Annotated in this window: 18 protein-coding genes; 6 read left to right on the top strand and 12 right to left on the bottom strand. The window is 52.3% G+C overall.

Going from position 1 to position 16,071, the window contains the following annotated elements; all coding sequences use genetic code 11:
* Both fdhD and BCM14_RS03890 read left to right on the top strand, forming a co-directional pair.
* The gene (fdhD, locus tag BCM14_RS03885) at positions 1-843 is read left to right on the top strand and encodes a formate dehydrogenase accessory sulfurtransferase FdhD (RefSeq protein ID WP_106226657.1); all 843 of its coding nucleotides are present in this window, start codon (positions 1-3) and stop codon (positions 841-843) included.
* Positions 840-1,064 carry a formate dehydrogenase subunit delta gene (locus BCM14_RS03890; RefSeq protein ID WP_106226658.1) on the top strand — a complete coding sequence of 75 codons (225 nt, stop codon included), beginning with the start codon at positions 840-842 and terminating at the stop codon, positions 1,062-1,064. The genes fdhD and BCM14_RS03890 overlap by 4 nt, the downstream gene beginning before the upstream one ends.
* A gap of 1 nt (position 1,065) precedes the next feature.
* Here BCM14_RS03890 and BCM14_RS03895 read toward each other — a convergent pair whose 3' ends face one another.
* On the bottom strand, positions 1,066-1,734 hold the full coding sequence (locus tag BCM14_RS03895; protein WP_106226659.1) for a sulfate/molybdate ABC transporter ATP-binding protein: 669 nt from the start codon (positions 1,732-1,734) through the stop codon (positions 1,066-1,068).
* Entirely contained in the window at positions 1,731-2,417 is a 687-nt protein-coding gene (gene modB / locus BCM14_RS03900) for a molybdate ABC transporter permease subunit (protein ID WP_106226660.1), read from the bottom strand. Before modB ends, BCM14_RS03895 begins: the two co-directional genes overlap by 4 nt.
* Positions 2,418-2,617: 200 nt before the next feature.
* Here modB and BCM14_RS03905 point away from each other — a divergent pair, with 200 nt between their 5' ends.
* Positions 2,618-4,168 (top strand): FAD-binding domain-containing protein, encoded by a 1,551-nt coding sequence (locus BCM14_RS03905; RefSeq protein ID WP_106226661.1) that lies wholly within the window; start codon positions 2,618-2,620, stop codon positions 4,166-4,168.
* Here the strand turns inward: BCM14_RS03905 and BCM14_RS03910 are convergent.
* The 4 genes from BCM14_RS03910 to folE all read right to left on the bottom strand — a co-directional run bounded on the left by BCM14_RS03910 (position 4,165) and on the right by folE (position 6,856).
* Positions 4,165-4,467 carry a 4a-hydroxytetrahydrobiopterin dehydratase gene (locus tag BCM14_RS03910; RefSeq protein WP_106226662.1) on the bottom strand — a complete coding sequence of 101 codons (303 nt, stop codon included), beginning with the start codon at positions 4,465-4,467 and terminating at the stop codon, positions 4,165-4,167. The two genes, BCM14_RS03905 and BCM14_RS03910, sit on opposite strands and share 4 nt — an antisense overlap.
* A gap of 10 nt (positions 4,468-4,477) precedes the next feature.
* Positions 4,478-5,656 carry an MFS transporter gene (locus BCM14_RS03915; RefSeq protein WP_106226663.1) on the bottom strand — a complete coding sequence of 393 codons (1,179 nt, stop codon included), beginning with the start codon at positions 5,654-5,656 and terminating at the stop codon, positions 4,478-4,480.
* A gap of 70 nt (positions 5,657-5,726) precedes the next feature.
* Positions 5,727-6,152 (bottom strand): BLUF domain-containing protein, encoded by a 426-nt coding sequence (locus tag BCM14_RS03920; RefSeq protein WP_106226664.1) that lies wholly within the window; start codon positions 6,150-6,152, stop codon positions 5,727-5,729.
* A gap of 2 nt (positions 6,153-6,154) precedes the next feature.
* On the bottom strand, positions 6,155-6,856 hold the full coding sequence (folE, locus tag BCM14_RS03925) for a GTP cyclohydrolase I (protein WP_106227033.1): 702 nt from the start codon (positions 6,854-6,856) through the stop codon (positions 6,155-6,157).
* A gap of 156 nt (positions 6,857-7,012) precedes the next feature.
* Between folE and BCM14_RS03930 the strand changes: the two genes are divergently transcribed.
* Positions 7,013-8,626 carry a gamma-glutamyltransferase family protein gene (locus tag BCM14_RS03930; protein WP_106226665.1) on the top strand — a complete coding sequence of 538 codons (1,614 nt, stop codon included), beginning with the start codon at positions 7,013-7,015 and terminating at the stop codon, positions 8,624-8,626.
* Positions 8,627-8,648: 22 nt separating this feature from the next.
* Here the strand turns inward: BCM14_RS03930 and BCM14_RS03935 are convergent, their stop codons facing one another.
* Positions 8,649-9,137: a GNAT family N-acetyltransferase gene (locus tag BCM14_RS03935; protein WP_106226666.1), complete on the bottom strand. Its 489-nt coding sequence runs from the start codon at positions 9,135-9,137 to the stop codon at positions 8,649-8,651.
* Positions 9,138-9,282: 145 nt separating this feature from the next.
* On the opposite strand from BCM14_RS03935, the gene BCM14_RS03940 reads away from it, so the two are divergent.
* Together BCM14_RS03940 and BCM14_RS03945 are read left to right on the top strand one after the other, a co-directional pair.
* Positions 9,283-10,518, top strand: coding sequence for a CaiB/BaiF CoA transferase family protein (locus tag BCM14_RS03940; protein ID WP_106226667.1), 1,236 nt, complete (start codon positions 9,283-9,285; stop codon positions 10,516-10,518).
* A gap of 1 nt (position 10,519) precedes the next feature.
* Complete coding sequence (locus BCM14_RS03945) at positions 10,520-11,320, top strand: SDR family oxidoreductase (RefSeq protein ID WP_106226668.1); 801 nt, start codon at positions 10,520-10,522, stop codon at positions 11,318-11,320.
* An 11-nt stretch (positions 11,321-11,331) separates the two neighbouring features.
* Here the strand turns inward: BCM14_RS03945 and denD are convergent, their stop codons facing one another.
* From denD to otnK, 5 genes are read right to left on the bottom strand one after another with little or no spacing between them, the layout of a single operon-like run.
* Positions 11,332-12,312, bottom strand: coding sequence for a D-erythronate dehydrogenase (denD, locus tag BCM14_RS03950; protein ID WP_106226669.1), 981 nt, complete (start codon positions 12,310-12,312; stop codon positions 11,332-11,334).
* 37 nt (positions 12,313-12,349) lie between these two features.
* A complete protein-coding gene (locus tag BCM14_RS03955; RefSeq protein WP_106226670.1) occupies positions 12,350-12,742 on the bottom strand; it encodes a RidA family protein in 393 nt (130 codons plus the stop codon).
* Between the two features lie 54 nt (positions 12,743-12,796).
* A complete protein-coding gene (locus BCM14_RS03960) occupies positions 12,797-14,059 on the bottom strand; it encodes an amino acid deaminase (protein ID WP_106226671.1) in 1,263 nt (420 codons plus the stop codon).
* Positions 14,060-14,107: 48 nt separating this feature from the next.
* The gene (locus BCM14_RS03965; RefSeq protein ID WP_106226672.1) at positions 14,108-14,803 is read right to left on the bottom strand and encodes a class II aldolase/adducin family protein; all 696 of its coding nucleotides are present in this window, start codon (positions 14,801-14,803) and stop codon (positions 14,108-14,110) included.
* The gene (gene otnK, locus BCM14_RS03970) at positions 14,803-16,071 is read right to left on the bottom strand and encodes a 3-oxo-tetronate kinase (protein ID WP_106226673.1); all 1,269 of its coding nucleotides are present in this window, start codon (positions 16,069-16,071) and stop codon (positions 14,803-14,805) included. The genes BCM14_RS03965 and otnK overlap by 1 nt, the downstream gene beginning before the upstream one ends.

A 16,071-nucleotide genomic window follows, 5' to 3' on the forward strand; every position in this document is an offset into this window, starting at 1 on the left:
ATGAAGCCTGAAAATCCCACACAATGGTCGACACTTGGCGCAAGTCAAGTTAACGTCGTGGTAGTGGGTCAAGATCATTCAACAGCGGCGGCCTCGGATTGGGTAGCCGATGAAAAGCCGATCGCCCTAGCCTTCAACGGCATCTCGCATGCGGTGATGCTGGCGACACCAGCTGATCTCGAAGACTTTGCGCTTGGGTTTGCCATGACGGAGGGTATCGTTGAGCACTCGAGTCATTTTTATGGTTCAGAGATTATTGAGGGTTGCGACGGAATCACGGTACAAATAGATATTGCTGCGCGTTGCTTTGCCCAACTCAAAGAAAAGCGACGCAACATGACTGGTAGAACCGGTTGTGGACTATGCGGGACTGAGAGCTTGAGCCAGGTTGTCCGTGCCTTGCCTGAGTTGGGGTCTAAGGAATCCAGCATTCCAGCCGCGTCCATCACTCAAGCACTATCGCAACTTCGCGGCCATCAAACACTACAGCAGGTCACTGGCGCCACGCACGCTGCTGCCTGGTTCGACACGCAGGGCGTCATACAACTGATCCGTGAAGATGTCGGTCGCCATAACGCCTTAGACAAATTGATTGGCGCTGGATTACGTAGCAAGCGATCGGACTGGCAGCAAGGCATGCTGGTCGTCACCAGTCGCGCGAGTATGGAGATGGTTCAGAAAACCGTGATGGCTGGATTTGGTACCCTCATCGCCATCTCGGCTCCCACTCAAATGGCGATTGATCTCGCGCGAACCCACAATTTGTGTTTGATCGGCTTTGCTAAGCCAGATCGTTGGACCATATACAGCCATGCAGAACGCATTGAAGGATTATCCAAATGAACAGCAACAACCTCGTATCGATGGCCAATCAGATCGGCGATTTCTTCAAGGCCATGCCCGATCATGACGAGGCGCTAGATGGTATCGCCGATCACATTAAAAAATTCTGGGATCCGCGCATGCGTAAGGCACTGAGTCAGCATATTGAGCAGGAGAATGGTCAGGGCCTGCAGGCTATTGTTCTCGAAGCTTTACGGACACGAGCGACGCTGTGGGCGTGACCTAAGTCTGAACTCGTCCGCTTGCCAACCTGATCACATGGTCACCCAAGACTTGCGCGTCTTGCTCATCGTGAGTGATTGTGATCATCGGAATATTGAGTTTCTTTTGTAGCAAACTCACCTCTTCTCGCATACGCCCTCTGAGATCTTGATCCAAGGCAGCAAACGGCTCATCGAGCAATAAGATGTGCGGATTAGCCACCAATGCGCGTGCTAAGGCTACCCTTTGCTTTTGTCCGCCCGAAATCTGATGCGGATAGTTTAGTGCTACTGCCTCAAGCTCAAAAGTTTTGATCCAGTCGACCACTTCAGGTGCCGACTCTTGCTTGCCGGGATTCATCCACCCCTGGTGCAAACCAAAAGCAATGTTTTGTCTAACCGTGAGATGAGGAAACAAGGCGTAATCTTGAAAAAGAAATCCCGTCTTTCGCTTACGCGCAGGGAGCTGAACTTGATATTTTTTATCAAAATACACCCTGCCGTTGACAGCAATCCGCCCATCGTCAGGTCTGATCAAACCAGCAATGATTCTCAAAGTCAAACTCTTACCAGCCCCCGAAGGACCCAACAATACGATGCGTCGACTATCTGACTGAAACGTCACATTGAGCTCAAATTCGCCGCTATCACTGGCTAGCGTTTTACGCACAGATACGTCGATCAAACTCATTGACGCACCCTTTGTCTCGCGTAACGAGGTGCCAAGCGGCCTGCAATCATCAAAATGAGCACGCAAGTTAGCGAGGTCACTAGAACCAGCAACAAAGCAGCCTCATCGTCGCCTGCCTGCACGGCTTCGTATATTGCAACGGATAAAGTCTGCGTGCGCCCCGGTAAATTACCAGCAATCATCAGGGTTGCGCCAAACTCACCCAGCGCTCGAGCGAAAGCCAGCAATATCCCCGCAATGATGCCTCGCGAAGCCAAAGGCAAAGACACCCTAAAAAATACCGCGATCTCTGAAAGCCCCAGAACCCGACCGGCATTCTCGAGCAAAGGATTAACCCCTTCAAGTGCGGCTCGTGCAGACCGTAAAACGAGCGGGAAAGACACCACACTTGCTGCAATGACCGCCCCTTGCCAAGTGAAGACAAGGTTAATCCCTAGCTGATCTAGCCAGGCTCCGAACACCCCCCGCCTCCCTAGCAAGACCAATAAGTAATAGCCCATGACAGTCGGCGGCAGAACTAAAGGTAAGGTCAAGATCGAGTCTACGACGTTGGCAAAAGGCGAGCGCCACCTTGACAACAAGTAAGCGGCAGCCACACCCAATACGGCGTTGATGACAGTCGCCCAAAGCGACACCTTCAACGAGAGCAATAGGGGAACCCAGATCGACGAATGATGACTCACTTAAACCTTAGAAGGACCAAATCGAAGCACAAAACTAAAATATCTAATATTTTCAATACGATAAAGCGGGCGTCTGCAAAAATCGCCCCCGAACTAATCAACATTCTAATCCGACAATACTTATACGCTCATATACAAAGCCCCACGACAGAACTCGTCGATCAGGTTACGATTACCTGTCGACCCACGTTGCATACGATATGTCTTACCAACTCGTCTGGTTCAAGCGCGATTTACGCCTGCATGACCACGCGCCGCTGCATGCAGCAGCAGCCAAAGGACCCGTCGCCTGCCTGTACATCATCGAACCAGAGCTCTGGGCACAACCCGATTATTCAGCCATGCAATACGGCTTTTTGATCGAGAGCTTACGAGAACTGCACGCGAGTCTTAGGGCACTTGGCAGCACGCTCTATATCCTGACGGGCGATACCTGCGAAATACTGGATCAGATATACAAGCAAGCACCGTTCGAAGGTCTGTATTCGCATGAAGAAACGGGCAATGCGTATACCTTTCAGCGAGATAAAAAGGTTGCTGCCTGGTGTAAAGCACAAAAGCTTAAGTGGCACGAGTTCAGGCAATTCGGTGTTGTGCGTAAACTCAAAAATCGTAACGACTGGAAAGATGCCTGGGATTTACATACCTCGCAACCCTGCCTACCGGCACCAAGCCTCATCAACGTCAAACTAAACGTGTCACCGCCACAGGTGCCGCTCGTCGATACTATGGTCATCGACCAGCACCAGGCTCCCAGACGCCAACAAGGCGGTCGCAGCGAGGGTCTCGCGGTGCTCAACAGCTTTATCAACGCGCGGAGCCAGAAATACCGCGGCGGCATTTCATCCCCTTTGTCTGCCCCCACTGCTTGTTCCAGGATCTCGGCTTACTTGGCCTTTGGGTGTATCAGTCTACGCGAAGTTGTCAAGGCAACTCAACTCAAATTGTTGCAATTGCCGCTTCATGAGACAAGACAGCGACTGGGTTTGAATGCCTTCGTGAGCAGGCTTTACTGGCATTGCCACTTCATCCAGAAACTCGAAAGCGAACCTGCAATCGAGCATCAGAATATGCATCGTGGCTATAACGGTTTTCGTGAAAAAGATTTCAATCAAGCGCACTTCGATGCGCTGATTAATGCCCGAACCGGTTGGCCCTTGGTCGATGCTTGTGTGACCATGCTGAACCAGACGGGTTGGCTGAATTTCAGGATGCGAGCCATGCTGGTTTCAACTGCCGCGTATCCTTTGTTCTTGCACTGGCGCCCTGTGGGTGAGTGGCTGGCAAGGCAATTTCTGGATTACGAACCCGGTATTCACTGGAGCCAAATGCAAATGCAGTCTGGGACAACTGGCATCAACACGCCGCGCGTCTACAACCCAGTCAAGCAGGCCAGAGACCACGATCCTGACGGGCAATTTGTCAGGCAATGGCTACCCTATATGCGCGACGTGCCCGGCAGTTGGCTGTTTGAACCCTGGCGCATGCCGGCGGTTGTTCAAAAAAACTGTGGGGTGTTTGTCGGCCAAGACATCCCTGTCCCCATTGTCGATCTGGACAATGCAACTCGTGAGGCCAAGGCCAAGCTGTTTGCTTTACGGGCAAAAAAATCTGTCAAAGCAGGCAAGGCAGATATTGTCGAAAGACATGGTTCACGCAAAATACCGACTTCTAGCCCAGGCCAAACAGTCGGTAAAAGAACTCGTCAGAAAGTCGTAAAAAACTCGAATCAGCTTGGCTTCGACTTCTAACCTGGCACTAATTCATCGATGGCGTGCGCCATCTCAATATCTCGCGCCGAAATGCCACCCGCTTCGTGAGTCGTCAAGGTAATGTCAACCCGATTGAACAAGTTAAACCACTCCGGGTGATGGTTGCGTCGTTCTGCCAGCAGGGCGACACGAGTCATGAAGGCAAACGCATCTGAGAAATCAGCAAACATGACTGTGCGACGAAGCACACCGCCCCGCTCGGCTACGCACTCCCAGAGACTGCTTTTACCCAGTAATTCGATAGCCTCAAAGGGCTGTAGCCTGACTGCTTTGTTCATGATAGACACCTCATGCGTTTTGAGCCTTCGGTTCACTAGGCAACATCAATACCACTAATGCAGTTAACACAGCCACAACGGTCATGATCGTGAACAACGCACTGAAACCCATTTGTTTAACAACTGGGCCAAGCAGCCAAACTGCAGCCGAGCTAATGCCCAATGAAACAGCCAGTCTGATTCCCGCCACGCGCGAACGAACACGGTCATCAACATACCGAACAATCAACACATCAGTGAAGGGTACAGCCCCAAAGGTAAATACCATCACCCCGAGCATTGCGACGAACATCCACCAGCCCTGAGCTTGTGCGGCAAACGCGACAAAAGGGATTTGGCACAAGACGATGCCTAAGAAGATGGGTTTCACCGGAAACCGATCAACTAAACGCCCCACCACGACCTGAGTCAAAGAAGCGATGACATAGATCGCAGCCAGCAGAACACCCAGCGTTGCAGGATCATCGATCACCCCTTTGAAGCGTTCAATCATCAACTGACTATTGCCGTTAGTGGTGAAGTTAAACAAGATGCTGCCTGCGACTGCTGCGGTCGTGACAACAAGCAAGACACGGGCGAGCATATTCGCCGGTAATTTGACACTCACAGCACTTTTGCGCTTGGCGGGTGAAGCGATTTCGTGTGGACAAAACCGAAGAAACAAAACGCCGCATATCAATGACAAGCATGCGGGGACAGCGAAGGCCGCACGCCAACCCAACCATTTCACAAGAAAGCCGGTCAACATGGCAGCAAGGGCCACGCCGAGATTACCCGCCAGACCATTGATGCCAATCACGGCACCCGGTTTAGCCGCCGACTGGACCAGCATTGGCACACCAACCGGGTGATAAATCGATGCAAACGCCCCCATCAAGGCAAGAGCAGCACCCATAGCCCATGCGTTGGGCACAGCCGCAACGATTAGGGCAGACACACCCATTCCGATGAAAAACACCACCATCATTTGGCGACGGCCCCAGAGATCGCCAAGGCGACCAGCTGGAATAGAGCCGATGCCAAACAGGAGAAACGCCCCTGCCCCGTAAGGCATGAGGTCTTCCCAGTTAGCAATGCCGAAGTCCTGGGCAATCACACCAACTGAGGCAGCAAAAATCAGTAAAAACATGTGATCGATAGCGTGACCGATGTTTAACAATAAGCGGACAGCAAGTGAATGATCTTTCATGGCCTTTAAACTTTATGTCAGTATTTAAAATTTACCCAACAACAAGAAAACTGGTATTGAATCTGACTGGTTAGGCACGACCAATAATAAAGGCGGTCCGCATCAGTTCTTCAAGCAGAGCAATCGCCATCCCGCCGGACACTGAGTAGGGATCGAGCTCTGGTTTTTCAGAATACTTCAAGATCACTGAGGTATTCAGCTTGCTCAAGTTAACCTGCCCCATCGTCCAGCTACCAAAACGCCGCTCAGTGATTTCTTCATAATGAAGCAGAACCACCTCAGTATGGCGCTTATCTTTGACGATGTGACTATAGAGTTCATTGACTTGTCGGCGCCCCCCCTCAAGTGCTTGCAGGTAAATGCCGCCACCATAACAAAGAATGCCCGTGATCCCGTTCGACACGTTGTGCTCTCGTGCAGAATCCATAATGGTTTGCACGTCGATTAACGAATCTGGATCGAGTGCTCGACTGACATATAAAAGACGTACCAGCATGATTAATCCTCTCGGTGAATCAGAGCAAGAAACTCACGACGCAAATTTGCATCTTTCAAGAACGCACCTCGCATAACCGAGTTGATCATACGGGTGCCCATATCCTTTACGCCTCGCCAGGACATGCAATAGTGGGTCGCGTTCATGACAACCGCCAAGCCGTCCGGTTGAGTTTTCTCCTGGATCAGGTTGGCGAGTTGAACGACGGCTTCTTCCTGAATTTGCGGCCGGCTCATAATCCATTCGGTCAAGCGTGCATATTTAGACAGGCCAATGACATTGGTGTGCTCATTAGGTAGCACGCCAATCCAGACCTTGCCGATCACCGGGCAAAAGTGATGGCTACAGGCGCTACGCACCGTGATGGGGCCAACAATCATCAGCTCGTTCAAATGCTCTGCATTGGGGAATTCAGTGATTGCCGGCTGAGGCACATAACGGCCGCCAAACACTTCTTGCAGATACATCTTCGCCACGCGGCGAGCGGTATCATTGGTGTTGTGATCGTGGTCAGTATCGATCACAAGGCTTTCAAGCACGCCTTGCATTTTTGCCTCAACTTCGTCAAGCAAGAGACCAAGCTCCCCAGGCTCGATGAACTCGGCAATATTGTCATTAGCGTGAAAACGCCTGCGTGCCTGCTCGAGTCGATCCCGAATCACAATTGAGATGGGACGCCCGGTATCTTGATCCTTAGTATTCATGTTGTTGCTCATTTTTGTGGTCAACACCGCACAAATTAGCGCTGACGGATCAACCATCATACCGTTTTAGTCAGTTCTCACAAAATGAGTGAGAAAATAGAGACCAGAAACTCATTAAACCCTTAAAAATCTCATTGAAACAGACAGGAGCTCACTGTGGCGCAATCAGTATATGGACTTCGCGGGATTGCAGTCGCCCCCCATTCACTCGCAGCAGAATCGGCTGTTGCTGTGCTGCGGGAAGGCGGTAATGCGCTGGAGGCCATGATCGCTGCGGCAGCAACGATTGCGGTGGTCTATCCGCATATGAACTCAATCGGCGGCGACGGGTTTTGGGTCATTAACGGACCCAACAATCGACCAGCCGGCATAGACGCAAGCGGGCGCAGTGCTAAAACAGCCACGCGGGACTGGTATGCGAAACAGGGGATAACCGGAACGATTCCTTTCAGAGGAGGCGTTGCAGCGAACACCGTCGCCGGCACCCTATCAGGCTGGGGTGCAGCCTACGAGCTATCCAAGAACAGTATGGATGGCAAACTCCCACTCAGTCGTTTGTTAGCCGATGCCATCTTTCTTGCCAACCATGGCATCCCAGTCACAGCGAGCCAACACCTCTGCACCCAAGCCAAGCGCGCTGAACTTGAGCCTCAGCAAGGCTTCACTGAAAGTTTCTTACCCGGTGGTGAAGTCCCGCTACAGGGTTCGCTATTCAAGCAATATCGTCTCGCTGACACACTATCTAAAATCGCAGCGCAGGGCACTGAAACTTTCTACCGGGGGCCGCTAGCGACCATGCTGGCAGACGAGCTTGGTCAGGCGGGTAGCCCAATTACCTTGGCAGATTTGCATAGCCATCAGGCTCAGATGGTGGCGCCGCTGAGTTTGCAACTGGCTAATCAAGCCGGCAATACCAAAGCATTCAACATGACACCACCATCGCAGGGCTTAGTCTCTTTGATGATTCTTGGTCTCATGGATCGCGTCAAGGGATGGGATCTTGACCCAGAAGGTGCTGCGTTTGTTCATGCGCAAGTCGAAGCAACCAAACTCGCTTTCGGCGTCCGGGATAAGCATCTCACTGATCCAGCGTTCATGACGCTTGATCCCTCGTCGTTGCTCAGCGACGACTTCCTTGACGAACTGGCCACACGTTTAGACATGTCTCGCGCAGCGTCCTGGGGCAAAAAGAGCTCACCTGGCGACACTATCTGGATGGGCGTTATCGATAAAAACGGTATCGCAGCCTCGTTCATCCAGAGCATTTATCATGAATTCGGGTCTGGGATTGTCTTGCCCGGAAGTGGGGTCAACTGGCAAAACCGTGGATGTAGTTTCTCACTGAATCCGACTCATATCAACACGCTCGAGCCTAGCAAAAAGCCATTTCACACTTTGAATCCTGCCATGGCCTGGCGCGCCGACGGGGGTTTGATGGTTTACGGCACCATGGGTGGAGACGGGCAGCCACAAACTCAGGCAACTATTTTTCAGCGCAACGTCACTTTCGGCGATCATCCGCAACAGGCGATCGAAAGGCCTCGTTGGCTATTAGGACGGACCTGGGGTAATTCGAGCGACTCACTCAAACTTGAAAGCCGCTTTGCCCCTGAGACGATCAACGCTTTGCGTGCGCTGGGGCACGACGTTGAAACCATCGGCGCCTGGGACGAGGCCGTCGGACACGCTGGCATGCTGATCCGTCATCCTAATGGGGTGATGGAAGGTGGCTACGATCCACGATCAAATGGTGCGGCGGTTGCGTTCTAGTCGTTGCTGCTTAACGATTCGCTCACAACCATTTCTGCATAAAAAGCGCCTGCCCGTTTTCGGGCAGCAGCGCGTATTGCTGAAAACCAAAGCGCTCGTAGGATCGCATCGCCGTGTGATTACCGCTGAGAACCTCAAGCGTCAATTTGCAGCAACCTTTGTGCAAAGCATGCGCTGCGGCGGCGGCCAGCAAAGCTTGACCGATACCCTGGGCACGGAAAGCCGGCATCACGGCAATATCATGCACATTCATCAAGGGTTTAGCTTTGAACGTCGAGTAACCCATCATGGCGTTGAGCAAGCCCACTGGCTGGCCATCCACGTAAGCCATGAAACTGACTGCACTAGGGGTCCCTGCCAAGTCAGAACACAAGCGCTGCTTCACACCCTCAGCTAAGGCCTCGCCACCGCCCATGGGGTCTCTTGCATACATATCCAGCAAATCGATCAGCGCGTGTTGCTGCACTGAATCATGAAAATCAACGACGTGGACTGAAATACTGCTGGGCATGCGTGGCTCCCGATTGAAGGTTTGCGACCAAACATCGCAGACGGCGAGCCTCTTGAGAGCTAAGCCGCGGTGTTATAACCATTATGCAGAACATCATACATTCTGTTGATCGATCCAAAGAGAACAAGACTTAGACAATATCGCGATGACGCAACAAGCTCCCCTACCCCTTGACGGCATTCGAGTGGTTGAATTCACCCACATGGTCATGGGCCCCACGTGCGGCATGATTTTGGCGGATCTGGGTGCTGAGGTCATCAAGGTCGAGCCACTGACCGGAGACAATACGCGCAAGCTGCTAGGTTCAGGTGCAGGTTTTTTTCCAATGTTCAATCGCAATAAAAAGAGCATTGCGGTGGACGTTAAAACCCCTCAGGGTAAAGAGATCGTGTTAAAGCTGATCGCAGATGCCGACGTCTTTAGCGAGAACTTCAAGAGCGGCACCATGGATAAGCTCGGATTTAGCTATGACTCTCTATCGAAACTGAATGAACAGCTCATTTATGTATCGCACAAAGGCTTTTTGCCTGGCCCTTACGATCACCGAACTGCACTCGACGAAGTCGTACAAATGATGGGCGGACTCGCCTACATGACAGGTCCTGCAGGCCGTCCGCTGCGTGCAGGCAGCAGCGTCAATGACATCATGGGTGGCATGTTCGGGGCGATCGGCGTACTCGCCTCTTTGCAGCAGCGGGCACGCACGGGTAAAGGGCAAGAAGTGGCCAGCGCTTTGTTCGAAAACAACGTTTTTCTCGTTGCACAACACATGATGCAGTTTGCAGTAACCGGTAAAGCCGCGAACCCCATGCCCGATCGCATTAGCGCTTGGGGCGTGTATGACGTTTTCACGGTGAAAAATGGTGAGCAGATTTTCTTATCGGCTGTCAGTGATACGCAATGGGCAATCCTGTGCAAAGAGTTTGGCTTTGACGACTTGCGCGATGATGCTCGCTTGCTCAGTAACAACGATCGGGTACGGGCACGCGAATGGCTTATTCCAATTTTGCGCGAACGCTTTGCTGGGCTTAGCGCAGCTGAGTTGAGCCAGCGATTCGAGCAAGCCGGCTTACCGTATGCGCCGATTACCCGACCTCACGACCTGTTTGAGGATCCGCATCTTTTGGCCACGGGAGGCTTAGCTCCTGTGACTATTGCAGCTGACAACACGGGGGCAGGTAAAGCAATCGAAACCCGTGTGGCGCTGCTGCCTCTAGCACTGAACGGAGAACGTCTGGGGGTGCGCTGTCCTCCGCCTAGCCTGGGTGCAGACACGCGAGATCTTTTGAAAGGAATCGGCTACAGCGAGGCCGACATTAACACTCTGCTCGCCAATGGCGTGATAGGGGCATTGACTAACCACGACGAAGGAGAGAACTGACATGGATTTACACCTTAACGACAAGCATGTTTTGATTACCGGCGGTAGCAAAGGAATAGGCCTTGCTTGCGCACGCGTCTTTTTGCAAGAAGGCGCAAAGGTAAGTCTGGTATCAAGAGATCAAGCCAACCTGGATCTGGCCAAACAGACACTCAGCAACGAAATGCCGTCTTGGGCAAACCGGATCGCTGTATTTTCTGCCGACCTTGTGAACGCGGACTCTGCCTTGACGGCCATTGATGCCGCTGAAGCCGCGATGGGCTCAATTGATGTGCTGGTCAACTCTGCTGGGGCCGCAAAACGTGTCATCGCACCCGAACTAAGCCCTGCCCGCTGGCGCGATGCCATGGACGCAAAATTCTTCACCTACATTAATGTCATGGATCCCGTCATCAAACGAATGGGCGAGCGTCGCTCGGGGGTTGTTGTCAATGTGATCGGTGCCGGCGGCAAAGTCGCTTCAACGGTTCATATCTCTGGTGGCAGTGCCAACGCGGCCCTGATGCTCGCTACTGCTGGACTCGCAGCGGCCTATGCCCCAATGGGTATCCGTGTTAATGCTGTCAACCCCGCATCGACCTTGACCGAGCGTTTGAAAGAAGGGATCAAAGTCGCGGCAGCCAACGACAATGTCTCTGAAGAGCAGGCCTTAAAAGACGCAACCAAAAAAGTACCTTTAGGTCGGTTGGCAACACCCGAAGAAGTCGCTGACACGGTGGTCTATCTGGCCTCGGATCGCGCCAGTTACGTCACGGGTACCATCATCACGATGGACGGCTCACAAACCCCGCTGGTGGTTTAAGCGTCGTCTGGCTATGAACTAAGTTGCATATGCTGGCGGATGATATCCTCGTAAGAGGCATCACCCGTCAGACCAAAATCCCGAGTGCGCTGGCATTCGAACCGAGCTGGCCAGCCACCGACGATTTTTGCAATCGCCGGATTGGATTCCATCGTGACCAGCGCGCGCACCTCTTTGCCAGCAACCGTTTCAAGTGCATCCAGCATTTGCCCAACCGTCACAGTCAACGCAGGTAAATTAATCGCCGTGCGACCCGCAAATTGATCGCGAGAAGCATTCATGACTGCCAAAATGCCTTTCACCGTATTTTGTGGTGACGCCAACGCAACCGCTGTACTTAAGTCGACCGGGCAAACCGTCTCGACGCCCGCTAAGGGTTCACGCACAATCCCTGACAAGAAGCTCGACGCCGCACCATTAGGCCGACCGGGTCGTACTGACACGGTCATCAACCGTGCTACACGGCCATCAACATAACCCTTACGGGTGTAATCCGCGACCAACTGCTCGCAAATAAACTTCTGAATCCCGTAACTCGACTGAGGGGTAGGTAAGGTGGTGTCAGTGACGACTTCGGGCAACGGCAGGAGCGGATCTGAACCAAAGACCGCGACTGAACTTGAAAAGAAAAACAACGGTGCAACGCCGGTTCTAGACTGTTGCGCGCGCAGACCGTCGAGCAATTGACGAGTCGAATCGAGATTGGATCGCAAACCCAGCTCGAAATCGGCCTCACACTCGCCCGATACTGCTGAAGCGAAATGAAAGACTGCATCGAAATCAGTTTTGAGCACAGACGGGATCCTCTCGAGCAACGACCCCACATCGCTCGTCACAATGGGCGACTTCACTAAGTCGGGATGTGAAGGGGCAATCAAATCAGCCAGCATAATCAATTCAATGGCTTGCCCTTGCAAGCTACCCGTCTTCAATAACTCACGAGCAAGCAAACTACCCAAAAAACCTGCACCGCCAGTAATCAGTACTTTCATCTGAAAATCCTTTTCTAAACTGCTTTTTAATGGTTTTTTAAACCGGCTTTTTATAGGCGATGCAATCGATCTCAACTCGGCAATCAACAACCATGCTAGACACCACACACGCTCTGGCTGGTGGATGTTCGCCGAAATACGTTTTGAAGATACGATTAAACGACATGAAGTCACGCGGATCATCCAACCAGACCCCACAGCGCACAACGTGCTCGGTGCCGTAGCCTGCTTCTTGCAGAATAGCGATGAGGTTTTTAATCGCCTGATGTGCCTGGGCAACGATGCCGCCCTCGATCACCTCGCCGTTGACCATTGGCACTTGCCCTGAAACATGCAACCACCCATCCGCCTCAACCGCGCGGGCAAAGGGCAAGTTCTGCCCACCACTACCTGAGCCGCCTTCAATCCCGTAACGTTTAATGTCATTCATTTTGATTATCTTATTCTCATCAAATCTAATTCACCATTAGTCAATTTAAGCGATTTAAAAGAGCGTTTCGATCGCCCCCACCACCTGATACTGATCATCGATAAGCAGCAGTTGCCGCCATTTATCAAACGTTAGACAAGGATGGGACACGTCGAAGGCAATCATGTCACCCACCTTCAAATCGCTATCCGCTGGGACCTGCATAAACGCATGCTGATCCATCATCGCGGTAATTTTCACGTCATTTGCGAGGATACAAGGCTTGGCTGAGCCGCCTGGCCGGAAGTGAAGCGCGGGCACGGGATACCCCGCGTCAAAAGCAGCATCGCGCTTACCTAACGCCATGATGGCAAGATCAGGCTCGGGACGCGACTGCACGTAGGCCCACAATTGCAAGGCAGGCAACAAGCTTTGCCCCATCTCTCGTGCTATTACGTTAGTGGCGTGAATGCGTTGCTCTGCCTCGCGGTAAATCCCGACATCGTGAGTCAAGTAGCATCCTGGCCTCAAAATGACTTGCAGAGGCTGGCCGACCTCTTGATTCGAGAACTCTTCGGCCACCACGTCGTACCAAGCAGATCCGGCACCCGACAAGATCACTTCAGGCTCGACGAACACAGATTGCTTCACCAGGACGCGAGTGCGATTGAGTACGTGACGCAAGAAGCTGCGAACGTCAGCATCTTGTTTTAAAACACCTTCGTATAGTTCAATCCCAATCAGCTTGACCGATTGTGGCCAACGTTTTACTGCCTCGAGTATCGCGTCTTCTTGCTCTTGATGACGGATACCCGTGCGACCACCCGCAACACCATACTCAAGCAACACGCGAATCGCCTGACCTCGACTCAGGAAATAACGCCCTAGCGCATCGACATTCTCAGCAGAGTCAACAATGCAACAAAAACTGAATTCATCATCCTTGATATCAGCAATGAGGGCCATATTGCCCTGACCAACCAGTTGATTGGCCATCAGAATTCGTTTAATTCCATTGCGCCACGCTGCCTGCACTTGCGATGCGGTTGCTAGCGTGATGCCCCAGGCTCCGTGATCAAGCTGCAAGTGAAACAAGGACGGGCTCATAGTCGTCTTGCCATGCGGGGCAAGCTGCACACCGTAACGCCCGATGAAGGTTTGCATCCAGCGCAAATTGTGCTGGAGGCGACTTTGACTCAAGACAGCAACGGGCAGACTGACATCCTCGTTGAGCAGATTCCAGCCCAAGCCAGCCACGTCTGCGTACCGGCAGCCTGCAGGCGCCGATCCCAAGCCTTTGCCCTCAAGACTTATCAAACGCTGCTCAAGTTGCTTCATGGTGTGGTTTGCTCTTTTTGCCAAAACGTTAGCTGATCAGGTTGACTTTCACCAGTTGAGATTGAATTGACGGCATAAGACGTCAATCTCCACCGACGTCAAGGGCTTGGCGCGACATTCACCTCTGAGCCAAAGTTTTGCTGTCTCTTCTAGCTCTTCCAGCGTTGCCATGGCTGTTGCGGGTGTCTCACCCCATACCTGCGGACCGAGCCGCTCACACATGACAGCCCTCAAAATCAGGCCTCGTTGCTGGTGATTCTCAATCAACTGTTGCACACGATCCGCAACGACGGGATCACCCGGGCGGCAGTAAGGAATCAACGGCGCGTGCCCCACTTTCATGACGTAGTAAGGCGTGATCGGGGGAACAATGTCGTCAGATGACCAAACCCCACGCAACGTTAGATCCACTAGCCAGGATGAGTGGGTGTGGATCACGCAATGAGCCCAAGAGGCCGAGGTATAGATTCGCTGATGCAAAACTAGGGTTTTACTCGCACGCTCGCCTGCGACTTGTTGTCCTGATTGAGCAACTTGAGCCAAACGCTCTGGCTCTAAAAAACCAAGACAGGCGTCAGTCGGTGTAATCAGAAAACCGCCACCGGCTGACTCAGGCAAGCGCACACTAATATTGCCTGTCGTTCCGTGTACATAGCCTCGGTCGAACAAACTACGTCCGACCCGGCATAATTCGTGAGCATGGTCCTTGAGAGTAATCAGGCCTTGACCGCTGGTATTTGACATTACGCAAGGCGCTCAAAAGATTGAGTGAAAAAATCAACAGAGCCAAAGTTGCCTGATTTAAGCGTGATATGCATCACAGCATCAATGGCTCGCGAGTAAGCTCCACACCACGGCACCCCCGGATCTATTTGCGAACCAATCTGCAGTTGATCGATTTGTAGCGCTTGCACGACCGCACCTGAAGTCTCGCCCCCCGCGACGACTAATTGTTTAACACCCAGACGGCATAGTCCAACCGCAATGCTTGCAAGCGTTTGCTCAACCAAGGCACCAGCTTGCTCGACCCCTAATTTCTGCTGAACAGTTTTCAAGTCATCAGGTTGCGCAGTCGAATAAATCAGAATCGGTTGCTCGCCAAGCCGTTGTTCAGCCCAGGCCAACGCCTCGTTGATCACGGTTTCCGCCGCATCAAGTGCTAGCGGATTCACCATAAAGCACTGCCCCCCTTTCGTAATGAATTCTGCCACTTGTGCGTTAGTGGCACGAGAGCAACTACCCGAGACGACGGCCTTGAATCCTGTCGCCTTTGGTAATGTGCCAGCCTGATCGTTAGGCGCAATATCAAAGTTTGTACCGAGGGCGATCGCGACGCCTGAACCAGCTGTTAAGAGCGGCATTTGCGCCAAAGCAGGCCCCAGTCGATACAAGTCGTCGTTGCTCACTGCGTCAACCACCGCAATTTTTACGCCTTGATCGGTGAGTTGAGCAATGCGAGCTTGAATCGCCGCTTTGCCTTGAGCGACACATTTGTAATCAATCAACCCAACCTGACACGAGACCTGTGCTTGCAGGACGCGAACAAGATTAGGATCAGTCATGGGAGTCAAGGGATGATCTTGCATGCCACTTTCGTTAAGTAACACGTCGCCCACGAACAGATGTCCCTTAAACACTGTCCGTCCCGCATCGGGAAACGCAGGCGTGGCAATTGTGAAATCTGTTTGCAACGCCCCCATCAGGGCTTCTGCCACTGGCCCGATATTGCCCTGGGGTGTCGAATCAAACGTTGAGCAATACTTGAAATAAAACTGTTCCGCACCTTGTGTTTGTAACCAGGCCAGTGCTGCGAGCGACTGAGCGACGGCATCCTGAGGAGCAATCGTGCGTGATTTGAGAGAGACCACCACAGCATCGGCATCAAGCTGCAAATCCTCGGTTGGCACGCCTATTGTCTGAACAACCCGCATACCTGAACGCACTAAATTATTTGCTAAATCAGTGGCGCCAGTGAAATCATCAGCAATACAGCCCAGTCGTATTTTTTTCAT

It is taken from the genome of Jezberella montanilacus (assembly GCF_003003055.1).
Classification (GTDB): Bacteria; Pseudomonadota; Gammaproteobacteria; order Burkholderiales; family Burkholderiaceae_B; genus Zwartia; species Zwartia montanilacus.

What these genes read in the sequence shown, in the direction of transcription:
- BCM14_RS03920 (WP_106226664.1), bottom strand. Translation starts at nt 6,152, where the DNA reads ATGCTGGTACGTCTTTTATATGTCAGTCGAGCACTCGATCCAGATTCG.
- BCM14_RS03965 (WP_106226672.1), bottom strand. Translation starts at nt 14,803, where the DNA reads ATGTCAAATACCAGCGGTCAAGGCCTGATTACTCTCAAGGACCATGCT.
- fdhD (WP_106226657.1), top strand. Translation starts at nt 1, where the DNA reads ATGAAGCCTGAAAATCCCACACAATGGTCGACACTTGGCGCAAGTCAA.
- BCM14_RS03955 (WP_106226670.1), bottom strand. Translation starts at nt 12,742, where the DNA reads ATGAATGACATTAAACGTTACGGGATTGAAGGCGGCTCAGGTAGTGGT.
- BCM14_RS03905 (WP_106226661.1), top strand. Translation starts at nt 2,618, where the DNA reads ATGTCTTACCAACTCGTCTGGTTCAAGCGCGATTTACGCCTGCATGAC.
- BCM14_RS03940 (WP_106226667.1), top strand. Translation starts at nt 9,283, where the DNA reads ATGACGCAACAAGCTCCCCTACCCCTTGACGGCATTCGAGTGGTTGAA.
- otnK (WP_106226673.1), bottom strand. Translation starts at nt 16,071, where the DNA reads ATGAAAAAAATACGACTGGGCTGTATTGCTGATGATTTCACTGGCGCC.
- BCM14_RS03960 (WP_106226671.1), bottom strand. Translation starts at nt 14,059, where the DNA reads ATGAAGCAACTTGAGCAGCGTTTGATAAGTCTTGAGGGCAAAGGCTTG.
- BCM14_RS03915 (WP_106226663.1), bottom strand. Translation starts at nt 5,656, where the DNA reads ATGAAAGATCATTCACTTGCTGTCCGCTTATTGTTAAACATCGGTCAC.
- BCM14_RS03895 (WP_106226659.1), bottom strand. Translation starts at nt 1,734, where the DNA reads ATGAGTTTGATCGACGTATCTGTGCGTAAAACGCTAGCCAGTGATAGC.
- BCM14_RS03945 (WP_106226668.1), top strand. Translation starts at nt 10,520, where the DNA reads ATGGATTTACACCTTAACGACAAGCATGTTTTGATTACCGGCGGTAGC.
- denD (WP_106226669.1), bottom strand. Translation starts at nt 12,312, where the DNA reads ATGAAAGTACTGATTACTGGCGGTGCAGGTTTTTTGGGTAGTTTGCTT.
- BCM14_RS03935 (WP_106226666.1), bottom strand. Translation starts at nt 9,137, where the DNA reads ATGCCCAGCAGTATTTCAGTCCACGTCGTTGATTTTCATGATTCAGTG.
- BCM14_RS03890 (WP_106226658.1), top strand. Translation starts at nt 840, where the DNA reads ATGAACAGCAACAACCTCGTATCGATGGCCAATCAGATCGGCGATTTC.
- folE (WP_106227033.1), bottom strand. Translation starts at nt 6,856, where the DNA reads ATGAATACTAAGGATCAAGATACCGGGCGTCCCATCTCAATTGTGATT.
- BCM14_RS03910 (WP_106226662.1), bottom strand. Translation starts at nt 4,467, where the DNA reads ATGAACAAAGCAGTCAGGCTACAGCCCTTTGAGGCTATCGAATTACTG.